General features: G+C 67.9%; 17 protein-coding genes. 12 read left to right on the top strand and 5 right to left on the bottom strand.

Annotation, left to right across the window (positions count from 1 at the left end; all coding sequences use genetic code 11):
- The first annotated feature begins 143 nt into the window (after positions 1–143).
- Genes LCL61_RS20415 through LCL61_RS20405 form a run of 3 tightly spaced genes read left to right on the top strand, consistent with a single transcriptional unit; the run spans position 144 to position 4891 of the window.
- Positions 144–3050 (top strand): discoidin domain-containing protein, encoded by a 2907-nt coding sequence (locus tag LCL61_RS20415; RefSeq protein ID WP_340688320.1) that lies wholly within the window; start codon positions 144–146, stop codon positions 3048–3050.
- Between the two features lie 45 nt (positions 3051–3095).
- On the top strand, positions 3096–3899 hold the full coding sequence (locus LCL61_RS20410) for a MerR family transcriptional regulator (protein WP_340688319.1): 804 nt from the start codon (positions 3096–3098) through the stop codon (positions 3897–3899).
- Entirely contained in the window at positions 3896–4891 is a 996-nt protein-coding gene (locus LCL61_RS20405) for a BtrH N-terminal domain-containing protein (protein ID WP_340688318.1), read from the top strand. The genes LCL61_RS20410 and LCL61_RS20405 overlap by 4 nt, the downstream gene beginning before the upstream one ends.
- Here LCL61_RS20405 and LCL61_RS20400 read toward each other — a convergent pair.
- Positions 4873–5670: a DUF1684 domain-containing protein gene (locus LCL61_RS20400; protein ID WP_340688317.1), complete on the bottom strand. Its 798-nt coding sequence runs from the start codon at positions 5668–5670 to the stop codon at positions 4873–4875. The two genes, LCL61_RS20405 and LCL61_RS20400, sit on opposite strands and share 19 nt — an antisense overlap.
- Positions 5671–5751: 81 nt before the next feature.
- Entirely contained in the window at positions 5752–5949 is a 198-nt protein-coding gene (locus LCL61_RS20395) for a hypothetical protein (RefSeq protein ID WP_340688316.1), read from the bottom strand.
- A 142-nt stretch (positions 5950–6091) separates the two neighbouring features.
- Between LCL61_RS20395 and LCL61_RS20390 the strand changes: the two genes are divergently transcribed.
- The 9 genes from LCL61_RS20390 (at position 6092) to LCL61_RS20350 (ending at position 14188) form a co-directional block, all read left to right on the top strand.
- Positions 6092–6328 (top strand): hypothetical protein, encoded by a 237-nt coding sequence (locus LCL61_RS20390; RefSeq protein WP_340688315.1) that lies wholly within the window; start codon positions 6092–6094, stop codon positions 6326–6328.
- 58 nt (positions 6329–6386) lie between these two features.
- The gene (locus LCL61_RS20385; protein ID WP_340688314.1) at positions 6387–6590 is read left to right on the top strand and encodes a DNA-binding protein; all 204 of its coding nucleotides are present in this window, start codon (positions 6387–6389) and stop codon (positions 6588–6590) included.
- A gap of 70 nt (positions 6591–6660) precedes the next feature.
- A complete protein-coding gene (locus LCL61_RS20380; RefSeq protein WP_340688313.1) occupies positions 6661–7038 on the top strand; it encodes a DUF1801 domain-containing protein in 378 nt (125 codons plus the stop codon).
- Between the two features lie 13 nt (positions 7039–7051).
- Positions 7052–7438: a YchJ family protein gene (locus LCL61_RS20375; protein WP_340688312.1), complete on the top strand. Its 387-nt coding sequence runs from the start codon at positions 7052–7054 to the stop codon at positions 7436–7438.
- Positions 7439–7561: 123 nt separating this feature from the next.
- Positions 7562–10654 carry a glycosyl hydrolase 2 galactose-binding domain-containing protein gene (locus LCL61_RS20370; protein WP_340688311.1) on the top strand — a complete coding sequence of 1031 codons (3093 nt, stop codon included), beginning with the start codon at positions 7562–7564 and terminating at the stop codon, positions 10652–10654.
- Positions 10655–10768: 114 nt separating this feature from the next.
- Complete coding sequence (locus LCL61_RS20365; RefSeq protein WP_198941864.1) at positions 10769–11173, top strand: helix-turn-helix transcriptional regulator; 405 nt, start codon at positions 10769–10771, stop codon at positions 11171–11173.
- A 5-nt stretch (positions 11174–11178) separates the two neighbouring features.
- Positions 11179–11574 carry a VOC family protein gene (locus LCL61_RS20360; RefSeq protein ID WP_340688310.1) on the top strand — a complete coding sequence of 132 codons (396 nt, stop codon included), beginning with the start codon at positions 11179–11181 and terminating at the stop codon, positions 11572–11574.
- Between the two features lie 40 nt (positions 11575–11614).
- Positions 11615–13483 (top strand): Na+/H+ antiporter, encoded by a 1869-nt coding sequence (locus tag LCL61_RS20355; protein WP_340688634.1) that lies wholly within the window; start codon positions 11615–11617, stop codon positions 13481–13483.
- 18 nt (positions 13484–13501) lie between these two features.
- Entirely contained in the window at positions 13502–14188 is a 687-nt protein-coding gene (locus LCL61_RS20350) for a histidine phosphatase family protein (protein ID WP_340688309.1), read from the top strand.
- Here LCL61_RS20350 and LCL61_RS20345 read toward each other — a convergent pair.
- The 3 genes from LCL61_RS20345 to LCL61_RS20335 all read right to left on the bottom strand — a co-directional run bounded on the left by LCL61_RS20345 (position 14151) and on the right by LCL61_RS20335 (position 16031).
- Complete coding sequence (locus LCL61_RS20345; RefSeq protein WP_340688308.1) at positions 14151–14918, bottom strand: ABC transporter permease; 768 nt, start codon at positions 14916–14918, stop codon at positions 14151–14153. The genes LCL61_RS20350 and LCL61_RS20345 overlap by 38 nt on opposite strands.
- Positions 14919–14939: 21 nt before the next feature.
- Positions 14940–15425, bottom strand: coding sequence for an MmpS family transport accessory protein (locus LCL61_RS20340; RefSeq protein WP_340688307.1), 486 nt, complete (start codon positions 15423–15425; stop codon positions 14940–14942).
- A 201-nt stretch (positions 15426–15626) separates the two neighbouring features.
- Positions 15627–16031, bottom strand: coding sequence for an NUDIX domain-containing protein (locus tag LCL61_RS20335; protein ID WP_340688306.1), 405 nt, complete (start codon positions 16029–16031; stop codon positions 15627–15629).
- Between the last annotated feature and the right edge of the window lie 20 nt (positions 16032–16051).

Genomic DNA, 16051 nt, shown 5'->3' with positions numbered 1-16051 from the left:
CCTCTCGTACTGCAGACGAGAGGGCTTAGTCGCGAAATACCTCCGATGACTTGATGAGTGTTCCGCTCATCGGGGCTTGACCATCGACATTTCTGCGACAATCATCGGATCTCTCGGGAACCCCACGCCTTGGATGAGAGCGGATGGTCATGAGAGTTCGAGCGCATCGCACCGCCTGGCTCGCCGTAGTTCTCGCCCTGCTGACGAGCTTGCTCACCACGACGACCGCGAGCGCTGAGGTGCACCATCCCCGGCAGAAGTGGCTCCGCGAAGCCACCGCCGGACTCTTCCTCCATTGGGGCATGTTCACCGCACCGCGCCACACTGATTGCGCCGCTTGGGAACGCGCCGTCACCGACGGCGGCTGGAGCGCGGACTACTGGGTGGACGAGGCTCGCAAGCTGGGCGCCTCCTACATCGTGCTCGCCACCTTCCACAGCAGGCTGGGCTACGCGCGCCCGTGGCCGTCGGCGATCCCGGGCAGCTGCTCCACGCGCCGCGACCTCCTCGGCGAGCTCGTCAAGGCGGGCAACGCGAAGGGCGTCCGGACGATCCTCTACATGACCGACGATCCCCAGTGGCACAAGGAGACCGGTGTCGAGTCGCTGGATTCCGCCGCGTACTCCGCATACAAGGGCAAGCAAGTCGACCTGACGACCCGCCCGGGCTTCGGCGAGTACAGCTACGACCTCTTCCACGAGGTCATGGACCGCTACGCGGACCTCGCCGGGTTCTGGATCGACAACGACAACGACTACTGGGAGAAGAACAAGCTTTACGAACAGATCCGCGAGAAACGGCCGTCCTGGTTGCTGAGCAACAACAACGAGGACACCCCGATCATGGACACCGTCAGCAACGAGCAGAAGACAGGCATCACACCGCCGTACGACTATCCGCAGGCCGCCTTCACCCCCATGCCGAGGCTCACCGAGGCCGACTACAAGCTGCCGACCAACGGCGGCTGGTGGTATGACGGCACCGATCAGGCCGTCGACTTCCGGCTGTCCACCGGGCGCTACATCACCAACGCGGGTTCGTCGATGAAGTCGTTGATGGCCGAAACCCCGATGGTGAACGGGAAGTTCCCGCCGCAGCAGGAGGCGTACAACAACTTCATGGCGAGCTGGGTGCCCCCGATCAGGTCCTCCTTGCAGGGCAAGGAGGGCGGCGGGTACATGTACGGCGGGATGCAGCCCGGGTTCTGGAACGACGGTGCGCACGGCGTCATCACCGTCGAGCCCGGCGCGGGAACGCAGTACCTCCACGTGGTGACGCGGCCGCGCACCGACCTGCTCCGCCTACGCGACAACGGATACAAGGTGACCGGCGTGTCCGAACTGCGCACGGGGAAGTCGCTGCGCTTCAGCCAATCCGGCGGTTATCTGACCATTGTGGACATCAAGTCCTGGGATACCTACGACACGGTGTTCAAGGTGGAAACGGCCGGGCAGCGGTACTTCCACGACTCCCGCACGATCAAGGCCACCGCTTCGTCCTCGCGCGCCGGGCATCCGGCGTCGAACCTGGTCGACGGGAACTTCGAGAACCATTGGGACGCCGACGGCAAGCAGCCGGTCTCGCTGACCTTGGACCTCGGCAGGAGACGGACCGCCACCTATCTCGCGGTGAATCAGCGTGAGATGTCGCCGACGCACGCGCGCGAGTCGTTCGGCAGGCCGGAGGACTCGTCGCGGATCAAGGACTATCGCGTCTACGTCAGCGACGACGGGCGGAACTGGGGTGAACCGGTCCGCACCGGCGCGATGCCGAGCGCCCGCGGTGTGCAGTTCATCGATTTCGGCGAACGGCAGACCCGGTTCGTGAAACTCGAGGTGCTGAACACCTGGTCCGGACCGCAGGCCAAACCCTTCTACAAGCAGTTGGCGATCGACGAGATCAAGGTGGCGTACGGCTACCCGAGTTCGGCACTGGGCGCGCAGGTCCCACTGGAGGCGGAGTCCTTCCGCAACGACCACGACGGCCGCGCCAGGCTCGGCCATTGCTCATCCTGCTCCGGATCGTTCCAGGTCACCGGGCTTGGTGGCGGCCCGCGCAACTCGGTCACCTATCCGAACGTGACGGCCGCCGAAGCCGGAAGCCACCGGCTCCAGCTCGACACCGTGGGCGGTCCCGCGACGTCGGTGGCGGTGAGTGTCAACGGCGGCACCCCCATCGAGACCGTGATCGACGCCGGAACGCCGGGAGTCGTGACTTCGACGGCGATCCCCGTCGAGCTGAACGCCGGCGCCAACACCGTCAAGGTGTTCAGCGACGCCTCCTCGGGGCCGGGCCTTGACCGCATCGCGATCGCCCTCCTGCCACCGCCGTCCTACACGCCGAAAACGACGCTGACCGTCGAACCGGGCGGCATCCAGTGGCTCGCGCCGGGACGGCAGTCCCTTCAGGTGACCGCGAAGCTGCGGCTCGACGCCGACGACACGATCAAGCAGGTCAGCCTCGCACCCGTCGTCCCGGTGGGCTGGACCTTGCAGGGCGCTCCGGCCACGGCGACGTCGATGCGGGTCGGGAACGAGCTCGAAGCCTCCTGGACCCTGGTCTCCCCCGAAGGTGTCACCGCGGCCGACATCCCGGTCACCGCGTCGTTCGACCTGCTCGGCCGGGCGAAAACGGTGAGCAAACCGGTGCGGGTGAGCCCACGGCCGGCGGACCGGGTCTTCATGCGGGAGGCCGAAGACTCGGCGAACGACGTCGGCGACGCCGGCGTCACGAACTGCGGGGTGTGCTCGGGTGGGCAGAAGGTCCGCAACATCGGTGGCGACCCGAGTTCGTTCGTGCGGTTCGACGACGTCACCGTGCCCGAGACCAGGCGCTACACCCTCCACATCGACTTCACCGTCAACGGGCCGCGCTCGTACTTCGTCACGGTCAACGGCGGCACGCCGATCGAGGTGAAGGTCGACGGCGCCGGCAACAACACCCAGCTCACGGCGTCGTTGCCGGTCAAGCTGAAGGCGGGGGCGAACACGATCAAACTCCACAACGACCACGCGTCCGCCCCGGATCTCGATCGGCTGTCGCTGGAGTGAGTACCGGCTTGACCCTCTCCCCGGGAGAGGGTTCAGGCTGGTCCCATGACGACCCTGATGCCGATCGGCGTGTTCGCGCACGCCACCAGGCTGTCGGTCCGCGCGCTGCGGAACTACGACCGGATCGGGCTGCTGGTACCCGCCAGCGTCGATCCCGGCACCGGGTACCGCCGGTACTCGCTCGAACAGTTCGCGCGCGCCGGCCTGATCCGGCGGCTGCGGGAACTGGAGGTGCCGCTGGCGGAGATCGCCGCGATCCTGAACGCGGGCGACTCGCACGAGGTGAGGGCCGCGATCAAACGACACCACGACCGGGTGGCGGCGCGGGCCGCGGAACTCGCGGCGATCACCGACGGACTCGACTCCGTGCTCTCCGAACCGACGCGGTGGCTGCATGTCTACGAACGCGTGCGCGTACCGCAGCCGATCGCCTGTCTGTCGATCCGGACCCCGCTGAGCGGGCTGGCCGAGCTGATCGGCCCCGCGTACACCCGGCTGTTCGCGGCGCTCGGCGTGCAAGGGGTCGCGCCGTCCGGACCGCCCGGGGCCCGTTACCTCATCGGCGATCCCGACGAGCTGACCGTCGAACTGTTCGTCCCGGTCGACGGGCCGGTGCGGGAAGACGAGGAGATCCGCTCCGCCGAGCTTCCCGGTGAGCTGCTGGTGGCGACGATCCACGAAGGTGGCTACGAGGACGTCGAGGCCGCGTACCGATCACTCGGCCGCTGGATCGCCGAACGCGGCCGCGCCCCGGCAGGTCCCGCCGAAGAGTTGTACCTGGTGGCGCCCGGGCCGGGAGTCGCACCCGAGGCCTACCGCACCGAAATCGCCTGGCCGGTGACCTCGTGATCATCGAGGGAATCGCGTCCGCGGGCGGGGAGCACTGCGAGACCAGCACCCTCGACGTACTCCTGCGACACGCCGGGGTCGAGCTGTCCGAACCGATGTTGTTCGGACTCGGCGAAGGTCTGGGCTTCATCTACTGGGACGGGAAGAACCTGCCGTTCCCGTTCCTCGGAGGCCGCAGCAAGCCCGCCGAGATCACGCGGACGCTCACCGACCGGCTCGGACTGTCCTTGCAGGTCAAGGAAACGACGTCGGCACGCATAGCGTGGCGGAACGTCGCCGGGGAGATCGACGCCGGTGTGCCGGTCGGCCTGCAACTCGACTCGTACCACCTGGAGTACTTCACGTCGAAAGTACACTTCGGAGGGCACTTCGCCGCGTTGTACGGCTATGACGACGAGCACGCTTTCCTCGTCGACACGGCACAGCAGGGCGGCTCCGTATCGACATCACTGGAGAGCCTCGAACGCGCCCGCGGGGAGAAGGGCCCGATGACGGCGAAGAACCGCTCGTTCACCATCGGTGTGGACGAGCCACTGGTTCCGCTCGCCGACGCCATCCGCACGGCCGTCCGGGCCAACGCGGCGGGGTTCCTCAATCCGCCCATCGCGAACCTCGGATATCGCGGGATCGGCAAGGCCGCCGTCCAGGTGCGGAAATGGCTGGAGCGCAGCACTGATCCGGCGCGCGACCTTCCGCAGGCCGCCGTCCTGATGGAGCGGGCAGGGACCGGCGGCGCGCTCTTCCGCCGGATCTACCGTGACTTCCTCGCAGAAGGCGTAGCCATCGTCGACGATGCCGGCCTCCTCACCGCGTATGAGAAATACCGGGAAATCACTCCACTATGGACAGAGGTCGCGGGCTTGTTCGCACAGGCAGGAAAAACCGGCGATGCCGGAAGGCTGAACGAAGCGTCGGCCCTCCTGACCGAGCTGGCCCGGCGCGAACAGGAGGCGATGACGGCGCTCGCGACCGTTCAGCCCTGCCGCTCGTAGGGCAGCTTCTCCCCCGCTTTCACCGCGAACGGCAGGTCGTTGCCCGCCGGCGGCAACGGGCACGTGGCGAAGTCGGTGAACGCGCAGGGCAGATTCGTCGCGCGGGTGAAATCGAGGACTACCGCCCCGTCGTCCGCGGGAGGCGGCACCGCGAGCGACCGGTTCGCCGCGTAGGTGGTGACGCCGCTCGTGGCATCGGTGAACAGGATGAGCAGGCCGTCCTTCTTGCCGTTGAACGCGGTCAGCGCGTGCTCCACGCCGTCGTACTCGAAACGCACGATGCCCGGCGAGACGTAGACGTGGCTGAGCCCTTCGACGACCGCACCGACCGTGGTCGGCCGCGGCTCGTCGAAGGGCTCGAAAGTCCCGGACAGCACCCAGGCCGCGTCGGGCTCGTACGCCGGGACACCGCGGAAAGCGTTCAGCACCGGCGCCTTCGGGTCGTGCGTCCGGATCAGGTACCCGCCGCGGCGCGCCACCTCGATCTCGATGTCGCCGGCGACGACCCTGGTGGTCGCACCGCTGTTGGCCAGCTCGAAGCGGCGGACACCGGTGATCCGCTCGCCGTCGTGCGAGAGATCCGCGCCCTGAGGGTCGAGGTACGCCGCGTCGGCGTCCTGCCACCACAGGCCGGGCAGCCCCTCGTACGCGCGCGGCTTGTCCTCGAGCCAATCGAGGGACACGAGGGCGAGCCAGCCGAGCGGATCGGCGAGATCGCGCTCGCGCTGGGTCTTCCAGCTCTGCCAGTCCCGCGTGAACGTGTCCAGGCTTGTGCTCATCGCCGATCCCTTCCGTGACCTTGCTCGTTCCCCCAGGTCAACGGGCCGGCGGCGACGATATTTCCTGTCCCGGTATGTGGGCTATGCCCGGCAATCCTCGGTGGCGCCTTCCTCGGCGGAGATCAACTCGGTGATGGGCGCGAAGAACGCCTTGATCCCCGACAGGTTCGCCCCTTCTCTCGTGGTGGCGCTCCTCGGAGGACTTCGCCGCGTCTCGGCGTCGAGGAACCTTTCCCGGTCGACCCGGAAACGACGGCCTTTCGCGAGGGGCGCGACCACTCACTTCGTATGCCGGACGCATTTAGTCGACTAATTGTGTCACCCCTTTCTTTGCGTGGTCTTGACGCGAGCAAACATCATACTTAAGTGTTAGTTGCCTTTTTGCCGGTCGCGTAAAATTACGAACACTTGTTCGGTTAGTTTGCCGAAGTCGAGCGAGGCAAGCGACCTGAAACGGCTTGTCGACAAGGACGGCACCGGCAACGTCGCGCTCTTCGGCGAGGCACCGCCCGGAAGCCGCTTCACCGGCAAGAACTACGACTCCCGCCTGGCCAAGAAGCTGGTCGTGATCGCCGAATCCGCCCCAGCTTCAGGACGACCGAGCGACGCGACACTGGAGACCGCCGCCGACGTCGCGGTCGAGTTCCCCGCACCTTGACCCCGCACCAGCGGTCCACAATGGAGGCGACCAGGCCGGACACGACCGAAGAGGACCCATGAACGATCAGCCCGACCTGCCGCCCGGCATCGGCAACCCGGCGACGCGCGCCTTCACCGCGGCCGGTTACACGCGGCTGGAGCACTTCACCCGCGCCACCGAAGCCGAGCTCACGAGCCTGCACGGCGTCGGCCCCAAAGCGCTCCGCATCATCCGCGAGGCGCTGGAAACACGAGGTCAGACATTCAAACTCACCGACTAATTTTTTTGTCTTGACAACTTCGACCTTCGGGGGTTGGCTGTACACCACACCGACCGAAGGAGTACGAGCCATGGCCAAGTTCGCGAACGTCGACGACTACATCGCCGCTCTGCCCGAGAACCTGCGCGAAGTCGCCAGCGCGTTGCGCCCGATCGTCAACGCCGCCCTGCCGGGTTCCATCGAGGCGATGTACCACGCCTCCCCGACGTGGAGCGCCGGCGAAGCCGTCGGGAAGAACCTCATCTGCCTGATGAAGGCTTACTCGTCGTACGTCACCTTCGCCCTGTGGAAGGGGCAGCTCGTCGACGACGAGTCCGGCAGGCTGGAGGCGAGCGCGCGGGAGATGGCGCACGTCAAGCTGCGCTCCGTCGAAGACATCGACGCCGCCCTGTTCACCGCTTGGCTCAAGCAGGCGCGAGACCTCGAAACCACCGCGGCGGCGCGGTGACACAATCGGCGGCGTGATCACCGACGAGTCCCGTTGCCCCTGCGGCCTTGGCGAGCCCTATGGCGTGTGCTGCGGCCGCTTCCACCGGGGAGCCGCGACCGCGCCGACCGCCGAACTCCTGATGCGGTCGCGGTTCAGCGCGTTCGCCGTCGGCGACACCGAATACCTCACGAAGACCTGGCACCCGAAGACCAGGCCCGCCGATCTCGAGCTCGATCCCGGGCAACGCTGGACGTTCCTGGAGATCCTCGGCAAGACCGGCGGCGGACTGCTGGAGAACGAGGGCACCGTGGAGTTCCGGGCCCACTACCGGCAGCATCGCCACCCCGGCAGCATGCACGAGAAAAGCCGCTTCGTCCGCGCCGACGGACAGTGGAGCTACGTGGCACCCGTCAACTGACGAACCCGGTGCAAGGTCTGTTCTCCGCGTGACGTGGCGGCTACTATCTCCTCCAATATTGTTAGGGAACTTTCTTAACGATTTCGCCAAGGTCCGCCGCCGTGTGCCCGAGGAGGCGCGCTCGTGAGTTTTCGGCAGAAGAGAACCCGGATCCCGTTACTGGCCATGACCGTCACCGCGCTGGCCGCCGCGGTCTGCGGGGTGACCACCGCCCCCGCCGCCACCGGCGCGGAAGTGGCCGTCCCCCTGTCCGTCGGCGCCGCCGCGGGCAACGCCACCCCGATCCCCGGCTACGTGATCCAGTCTTCGGCACAGGTCAGCGACGACTCGGCGGTGTCGAAGCCGGGCTTCCCCACCGCCGGCTGGTACCCGGTGTCGTCGCGCTCGACGGTCTACGCCGGATTGCTGCAGAACGGCAAGTACGCCGACCCGTTCTACTCGACGAACATGAAGAACGTCCCGACCGCGCAGTTCTCGGTGCCGTGGTGGTACCGCACGGATCTGAACGTCGACGACACCTCGAAGCGCACGTACCTCGACTTCAGCGGCGTGCTCTCCAAGGCCGACGTCTGGGTCAACGGCACCAGGATCGCGACGAAGGACCAGGTCAACGGCGCCTACACCCGCCACGACCTCGACATCACCGCGCACGTGCGCCAGGGCGTCAACAGCGTCGCGTTCAAGGTCTACCCCAACGACCCCAACAACGACCTCTCGATGGGCTGGATCGACTGGGCGCAGACCCCGCCGGACCAGAACATGGGCATCGTGCGCGACGTCCTCGTCCGCCGCAGCGGCCCGGTCGCGCTGCGCAGCGCCCACGTGGTCCAGAAGCTGAACTCCTCGCTGGACCGCGCCGACCTGACGGTGAAGGCCGACGTCCGCAACGACTCGGCGAACGCGGTGCAGGCCACCGTCGCCGGCACCGTCGCGGGCAAGCCGATCACCCAGACGGTCTCGCTGGCCGCCAAGGAACGCAAGACGGTCACCTTCGGCGTGGTCGGCCTCGACAAACCCGACCTCTGGTGGCCCGCCGGGATGGGCGGCCAGCACCGGTACGAACTCGACCTGACCGCGAGTGTCGGCGGAACGCCGTCGGACACCTCCAAGTCGAAGTTCGGTGTCCGCGACGTCAAGGCGCCGCTGAACTCCAGCGGCGGGCGGCAGTACAGCGTCAACGGCAAACCGCTGCTGATCAGGGGTGGCGGCTACACGCCGGACCTGTTCCTGCGCTGGAACGAGACCGCGGCGGCCGACAAGCTCAAGTACGTGCTGAACCTCGGGCTCAACACGGTCCGGCTGGAAGGCCACATCGAGCCGGACGAGTTCTTCGACCTCGCCGACGATCTCGGCGTGCTGACCATGCCCGGCTGGGAATGCTGCGACAAATGGGAGGGGCATGTCAACGGCGAGGAGAAGGGCGAGCCGTGGGTCGAGTCGGACTACCCGATCGCCAAGGCGTCGATGTTCTCCGAGGCCGAGCGCCTGCGTGACCACCCGAGCGTCATCTCCTTCCACATCGGCAGCGACTTCGCGCCGGACCGGCGGATCGAGCAGGGCTACCTCGACGCGATGAAGGCCGCCGACTTCACCCTCCCGGTGATCCCGTCGGCGTCGAAGAGGCCGTCCCCGATCACGGGCGCTTCCGGCATGAAGATGAACGGCCCGTACGACTACGTCCCGCCCGTCTACTGGTACGACAAGTCGCAGAAGGACCGTGGCGGCGCGTGGAGTTTCAACTCCGAGACCAGCGCGGGCGTCGACATCCCGACGATGGACACGTTGAAGCGGATGATGTCGGCCAGTGAACTGGAAACGATGTGGAAGGACCCGTCGGCACCCCAGTACCACCGTTCTTCGTCGACGACGTTCGCGAACCTGGAGCTGTTCGCCAACGCGCTCACCAAGCGCTACGGCGCGCCGGCGGATCTGACCGACTTCGTACGGAAGGCGCAGCTCGCGCAGTACGAGAACGTCCGCGCGGAGTTCGAGTCGCACTCGCGCAACTACACCGATTCGACCAACCCGTCGACCGGGTTGATCTACTGGATGCTCAACAGTCCGTGGACCTCGCTGCACTGGCAGCTGTTCGACGCCTACATGGACCAGAACGGCGCCTACTACGGGGCGAAGAAGGCCAACGAGCCGCTGCACATCCAGTACTCGCACGACAATCGGTCGGTCGTGGTGATCAACCAGACGTCGAACGCGGCGACCGGGCTGACGGCGACCACGAAGCTGTACAACCTCGACGGCACGGAGAAGTACAGCAACACCAAGACCGGGCTGTCGGTCGGCGCGCTGGGTGCCAAGGCCACCGCGGTCACCGTCCCGGCGGTGACCGGACTGTCGACGACGTACCTGGCGAAGCTGGTGCTCACCGACTCGTCCGGCAAGGAGGTCAGCCGGAACGTGTACTGGCTCTCCACCAAAGCTGACACGCTGAACTGGGGCGGCAGCGACTGGTACTACACGCCTCAGTCGGGTTACGCCGACCTGTCCGGCCTGAAGAACCTCGGGCAGTCCGCGGTCAGCGCGACGGCGAAGTCGGTCGCCGGCGCCGACGGCACCACCACGACCACCGTGACGCTGAAGAACACCTCGAGCGGCAAGCTCCCGGCGTTCTACGTCGACTCGAAGGTCGTGGACGCCGCGGGCAAGCCGGTACTTCCGGTGGAGTGGAACGACAACGCGGTCAGCCTGTGGCCGGGTGAAACGACCACGCTGACCGCGAAGTACCGCACCGCCGATCTCAAGGGCTCCAAGCCTTCGGTCCGCGTCTCGGGCTGGAACACCGGCACGCAGACCGTCCCCGCCGACGGCTCCGGCCCCGGCACCCCGGTCGACTACCAGGCCGAGGACGCCACGATCGACCGGGGCGCGGTGGAGTCGAACCACGCCGGGTTCACCGGCACCGGCTTCGTCAACTACGACAACGTCGCGGGCAGCTCGGTCGAGTGGACGGTCGACGTCCCGGCGGCGGGCACCTACGACGTGGTCGTCCGCTACGCGAACGGGACGACGGCGAACCGGCCGCTGGACTTCTCGGTCAACGGCTCGATCAGCGCTTCCGGTGTCGGCTTCGGCGGCACCGGGGCCTGGCCGAACTGGACGACCAGAGCCGTCAAGGTGACACTGGCGGCGGGTGCGAACAAGATCAAGGCGGTCGCCACCACGACGAACGGCGGCCCCAACATCGACAAGATCACCCTCTAGACCGGGAGTCGCCCGAGGCCCCTTCGCCACCCGGCGAGGGGGCCTCTCCCGTCGGGCGTGGGTTACGCTTTCCGGGTGACCGGCAAACCCGACCCGCGCCTGCGGGACCTGGCGATGCTGCGCCGTGTCCGCGACCGGATCGATCGCGACTACGCGCAGCCCTTGGACGTCGAGGCGCTGGCCCGCGGCGTGCACGTCTCCGCCGGGCACCTCAGCCGCGAGTTCCGCGCCGCGTACGGCGAATCGCCGTACAGCTACCTGATGACCCGCCGGATCGAGCGGGCCATGATGCTGCTGCGGCGCGGGGACATGTCGGTCACCGAGGTCTGCTTCGACGTCGGTTTCTCGTCGCTGGGCACGTTCAGCACGCGGTTCTCCGAACTGGTCGGCATCTCGCCGAGCGCGTACCGCAAACAGGCGGCGGAGGACGGCCGGGGCATGCCCGGCTGCGTCGTCAAACAGGTCATGCGACCGATCAGGAATCGAGAAGCGACGCCTCCGCGCGCCGACCTACCTTGAGTCGTATGACCCTCTCGATTCAGGCGTCCTACCTCCCGGCAGACGATCTCGAGGCTTCACTTTCCTTCTATCGCGACATCCTGGGCTTCGAGGTGCGTGCCCAAGGCCCGCGCCAGGCCACGGTCGGCCCGCCGGGGCAGCCGGAGACGTCGCTCGTGCTCCACCCGCCCGCCGCCGATCCGGAGATCACCGACGAGGAACGCGCCACGATCGCCGAACTGATGGCCAAGGGCGTCCACGGGATCATCGTGCTGTCCACCCCGGACCTGATCGCCACCTTCGACCGGATCCAGGCGGCGGGAGTGGACGTCGTCCAAGAACCGATGAAGCAGTCCTACGGCGCCTTCGACTGCTCTTTCCGCGACCCGGCGGGCAATCTGGTGCGGTTCGAGGAGCGGTAGCCCGGCCTCGGTGCGCGCGCACCGAGGCTCCCGGGTGATGATGAGCGGCGTGGAGATCGCGGTAGAACTAGTGGCACTGGTGGTGGCCGTCCTCCTGGTCACCGCCGCGGCGCGGAAACTCGACTGGTCGGCGCCGCTGTGCCTGATCGCGGTCGGGGTCGTCGCCTCGTACGTGCCAGGTGTCCCGGAATACGAACTGGACCCGGAGGTCGTATTGCTGGGGCTGCTGCCCCCGCTGCTTTACGCCACCGCGATCCGCACGTCGCTCATCGACTTCCGCCGCAACCGCGGGCCGATCCTGCTGCTGTCGGTGGGGCTCGTCATCTTCACCACGGCCGTGGTCGGGGTCGTGGCGTGGCTGGTGATCCCCGGTCTGCCGCTGGCCGCCGGGCTCGCCATCGGCGCGGTGGTCGCGCCGCCCGACGCGGTCGCGGCCACCGCCGTCGCCCGCAAGGTCGGGATGCCGCGCAAGCTGACCAGGCTGCTGGAGGGCGAAAGCCTGTTCAACGACGCGGCCGCGCTGGTCGCGTTGCGGACCGCCATCGCGGCCATCGCCGGTTCGGTGAGCCTGCTGCAGGTCGGCGGGGATTTCCTGCTGGCCGCGGGCGGCGGGCTGGTGATCGGGGTCGCCGTCGGCGCGCTCGCCGCGCTGATCCGCACCCGCCTCGAAGATCCGGTCACCGACACCGCGCTCTCCCTGGTGGTCCCGTTCGTCGCCTATCTCGCCGCCGAGGCGATCCACGGTTCCGGCGTGATCGCCGTGGTCGTCGCTGGGCTGATCCTGGGGCACAAGGCGCCGAGCATGCTTTCGGGCCGCTCCCGGCTGGCCAGCAGGCTGAACTGGCAGACCATCCAGTTCCTGCTGGAGAACATCGTCTTCCTGCTGATCGGGCTCCAGGTCCGCCGGATCATGACCGAGGTCGGCGACAGCGGGCTGACCGCGCTGGAACTGGTGCTGATCTGCGCCGCCACCCTGGCCGCGACCATCGTCACCCGGGTCGTCTGGATGGCGGGTATCGGCCTGGCGCGGCGGGTATTCCGCCGGCACGCCTGGCCGTGGCGGTACTCGGCCGTGATCGCGTGGGCGGGCATGCGCGGTGTCGTCACGCTCGCGGCCGCGTTCGTGCTGCCCGCGGACACCCCGCAGCGGGCCGTGCTGGTCCTGGTCGCGTTCGTCGTGGTGGCGGGAACGCTGCTGCTGCACGGGACGACGCTGCCGGTGCTGGTGCGCCGCCTGAAACTGCCGCCACCCGATCCGGCCGAGGACGCGCTGCAGGAAGCGGCCGTGCTCCACGACATGACCAGGGCCGCCCTCGAAGAGCTGGAGAAGATCCGGACTCCCGAGGACCCCGACGACATCGTCGAACGTCTGCGCAGCCGGCTCCAGCACCGCTCGGACTCGGCTTGGGAGGAACTCGGCAGGCAGAGCGCGCTGTCCGAAACCCCGAGCGACGCGTATCGGCGGCTGCGGCTGCGGCTGCTCGAAGTCGAACGGGAGAAGTTCCTGGAGGCGCGTGACTCCGGAATGGCCGATGATGATGTCCTGCGCCGGATCCTCGAACGCCTCGACATCGAGGAATCCATGCTGGACAGGGAGGAGGAAACCGTGCCGGACTCCGATCGGGAACTGCGCACCCCCGCCGCGACGGCGGGAACCTGCAAACATCTGACCAAGGAGTGGCCCGCGATCGAACCCAGCTCCCCGGACGTGTGCGCCGTCTGCGTCGAGAACGGGATGACCTGGGTGCACCTGCGCGAATGCGTCAAATGCGGGAACGTCGCCTGTTGCGACTCCTCACCGGGCAAGCACGCGACCGAGCACTTCCACGACACCCTGCACCCGGTGATGCGCAGCCACGAACCCGGCGAGACCTGGCGCTGGTGTTTCGTGGACAAACAGCTGGGCTAGCTCGATAGGGTCCGGGGTATGAGCACCCCTGAGCAGGAAGTCGAATACCGCCAGCACCGGTTCTCACCTCCGCCGGGCGCGACCGAGATCTTCCTTGTCCGCCACGGTGAATCGGCGCCAGCGAAGGGCAGCGCGCCGTTCGACCTCGTCGACGGGCAGGCCGATCCGGATCTCGCGCCGGAGGGCAGGGACCACGCCGAGCGGGTGGGACGCCGTCTCGCGGACGAGCGGATCTCCGCGCTGTACGTGACGACACTGCGCCGGACGCCGCAGACCGCGGCGCCCTTGGCGGCGAAGCTCGGGCTCACGCCGGGGGTCGAGCCGGACCTGAGGGAGATCCACCTCGGCGACTGGGAGAACGGGCTCTTCCGGCGTTACACCTACGAAGGGCACCCGATCGTCGAGCAGCTGTGGCGCGAACAGCGCTGGGACGTCATTCCCGGCGCGGAGACGATGGAGTCGTTCGGCGGGCGGATCAGGGCCGCCATCGGCAGGCTCGCGGCGGCCAACCCGGACCGGAGGATCGCCGTGTTCACCCATGGCGGCGTCATCGGAGAGGTCTTCGCGCAGGCGAGCGGCGCGAAGAACCGGTTCGCGTTCCTGGGCGCGGACAACGGCTCGATCTCGCATCTGGTGGTGTCGGGCGAAGACTGGATGGTGCGGCGGTTCAACGACACGTCGCATCTTCAGTCGCCTTTCGGCTGATCCGGCCCGCCGCGACCAGGTGCACGACGACCAGGACCGCGACCGCTTCGGCGGCCAGCAACCCGATGAGCACGAGCACCTGGGTCACCCCGGCCTGCACCGGCCCGGCGCCACCGAGGAGGACACCGACGTAGGCGCCGGGCAAGGTCACCAGGCCGACCGTCCGGGTCTGGTCGAGGGCGGGGATCAGCGCGTGTCCCGCCGAGGGGCGGCAGATCTCCAGCGCGGCCGGGCGGCGCAGGAATCCCAGCGCCAACGCGGCTTCGTACTCGCCGTGCCGTGACACGAGTTCGTCGAGGGCCCGCCTGGCCGCCTGAGAGGTCGCGGACATCGCGCCACCGATGACGATGCCGGCGATCGGCACGATCGCGATGGGCCGCCACGGGACCACCCCGGTCACGAGCACCAGGGTCAGCACCGGCACCACGCCGGAGGCGATGGCGAGCGCGACCCACGCCAGATCCTTCGCCACGCCGATCCGGCGTGCGGAGGTGACCGCCGCGATCGTGAACATCAGCAGCACGAAACCGCCGGTCAGCCAGCCCGATTTCAGGATCCCGACGATGACCAGCGACACGGCGGCGAGTTGCACGACGGCGCGTCCGGCCGCGAACAGCACCGCCTTGCCCTGCCCCAACCGCCCGAACTGCACCACCGCCGCGCCGAAGATCGCCAGCACGGCCAGGACCACGGCGAGCACCGGGCCGAACGCGATCGCACCATCCGTCACGCGGATGATCCTGCCGGAGGATCAGGAGGTACAGGTGACCGGCGCGCTCGCGGCGGGGGCGGTGCGGTCGCTGACGACCACGCCGTCGACGAGGATCCGGCACCGCAGCGCGCCGCTGCCCGACCCCTGCGCGGACAGGCTGTAGAACTCGTCGCGGCCTTCCTCGCTCCTGCGCTCGAAGGTGGTGCTCCACGGCGCCGTCACTTCGGTCTTCTGCATGAGTTCCGAACCCTGCGCGACGTAGGTGACGTTCTGGGCGCCCTCCGCGCCGGAAAGCTCGTAGACGACGGAGTGGATCACGGTGCGCACGGCGGCCACGGCCTGTTCGACCTGTGGCACGGGCGGGCTCTGCACAGGCCTCGACGCCTTCGGCAGCACGTAGCTGGTCAGGGTGACGGCGACGGCCATCACACCCAGCACGACCACGACGGTCCCCAGCGGCTTCAGCCTGCCGGGGGCACCCTGCCCCGGCGCCGATGCCGGAGGGGTCGCGGTGGGAACACCCATGGAGAGGTCTTCTCTCGTTCGAGCGCGCTTCCGTCGAGCGCGTCGTCTACTTCTCGCACGAAGGTGACTCCGCGTTAGCCGTTATCGGGAAGAAACCCGATATTCACCCTTTTGGGTGTCCCAGTGAGTGGAGAATCCCTGGTTATGAGGCGATCAGCGTAAGCACACTGAGCCGAACAGCTCACGTTGAGTGATCTCGGCCTAATCGACGAGACCCGCCTCGGCGAGCAGCCCGAGCATCCGCCGCCCCGCCGGCGGGCAGAGATGCGCGTCGGCCGACGACAGCCAGGCGGACTCCGCGATCTCGCGGCCCGGCACGGGCTCTCCGCGATGGTCGGCGGTGTAACAGGTCATGCGGACGCGTCGGCCGTCCGCGAAACCGTCGGCCTGCTCGTTCAACACCGCGAAGAAGCGAAAGCTCTGCGGGGCGAGCTCGATGCCGAGCTCCTCCTTGATCTCCCGGCACAGTCCGGCGACGTCGCCCTCGCCCGGCTCACGTTTGCCCCCGGGAAGGTAGAACTTGGCCTTACCCTCGGTCCGCACCGACAGCAGACGGCGGTCGCGGACGTGGATCCAGGCCAGTGAATCGATCTCTGCTTCGGACACGGCCTGATTCTGTCGTAGGC

The sequence above is a fragment of the Amycolatopsis coloradensis genome, assembly GCF_037997115.1.
GTDB classification, from domain to species: domain Bacteria; phylum Actinomycetota; class Actinomycetes; order Mycobacteriales; family Pseudonocardiaceae; genus Amycolatopsis; species Amycolatopsis coloradensis_A.
This window is presented reverse-complemented; position numbering and strand designations above follow the sequence as displayed.

Excerpts from the sequence above, each read along its gene's own strand:
- LCL61_RS20415 (WP_340688320.1), top strand. The coding sequence starts at position 144 with ATGGTCATGAGAGTTCGAGCGCATCGCACCGCCTGGCTCGCCGTAGTT.
- LCL61_RS20410 (WP_340688319.1), top strand. The coding sequence starts at position 3,096 with ATGACGACCCTGATGCCGATCGGCGTGTTCGCGCACGCCACCAGGCTG.
- LCL61_RS20400 (WP_340688317.1), bottom strand. The coding sequence starts at position 5,670 with ATGAGCACAAGCCTGGACACGTTCACGCGGGACTGGCAGAGCTGGAAG.
- LCL61_RS20385 (WP_340688314.1), top strand. The coding sequence starts at position 6,387 with ATGAACGATCAGCCCGACCTGCCGCCCGGCATCGGCAACCCGGCGACG.
- LCL61_RS20380 (WP_340688313.1), top strand. The coding sequence starts at position 6,661 with ATGGCCAAGTTCGCGAACGTCGACGACTACATCGCCGCTCTGCCCGAG.
- LCL61_RS20365 (WP_198941864.1), top strand. The coding sequence starts at position 10,769 with ATGCTGCGCCGTGTCCGCGACCGGATCGATCGCGACTACGCGCAGCCC.
- LCL61_RS20360 (WP_340688310.1), top strand. The coding sequence starts at position 11,179 with ATGACCCTCTCGATTCAGGCGTCCTACCTCCCGGCAGACGATCTCGAG.
- LCL61_RS20355 (WP_340688634.1), top strand. The coding sequence starts at position 11,615 with ATGAGCGGCGTGGAGATCGCGGTAGAACTAGTGGCACTGGTGGTGGCC.
- LCL61_RS20350 (WP_340688309.1), top strand. The coding sequence starts at position 13,502 with ATGAGCACCCCTGAGCAGGAAGTCGAATACCGCCAGCACCGGTTCTCA.
- LCL61_RS20340 (WP_340688307.1), bottom strand. The coding sequence starts at position 15,425 with ATGGGTGTTCCCACCGCGACCCCTCCGGCATCGGCGCCGGGGCAGGGT.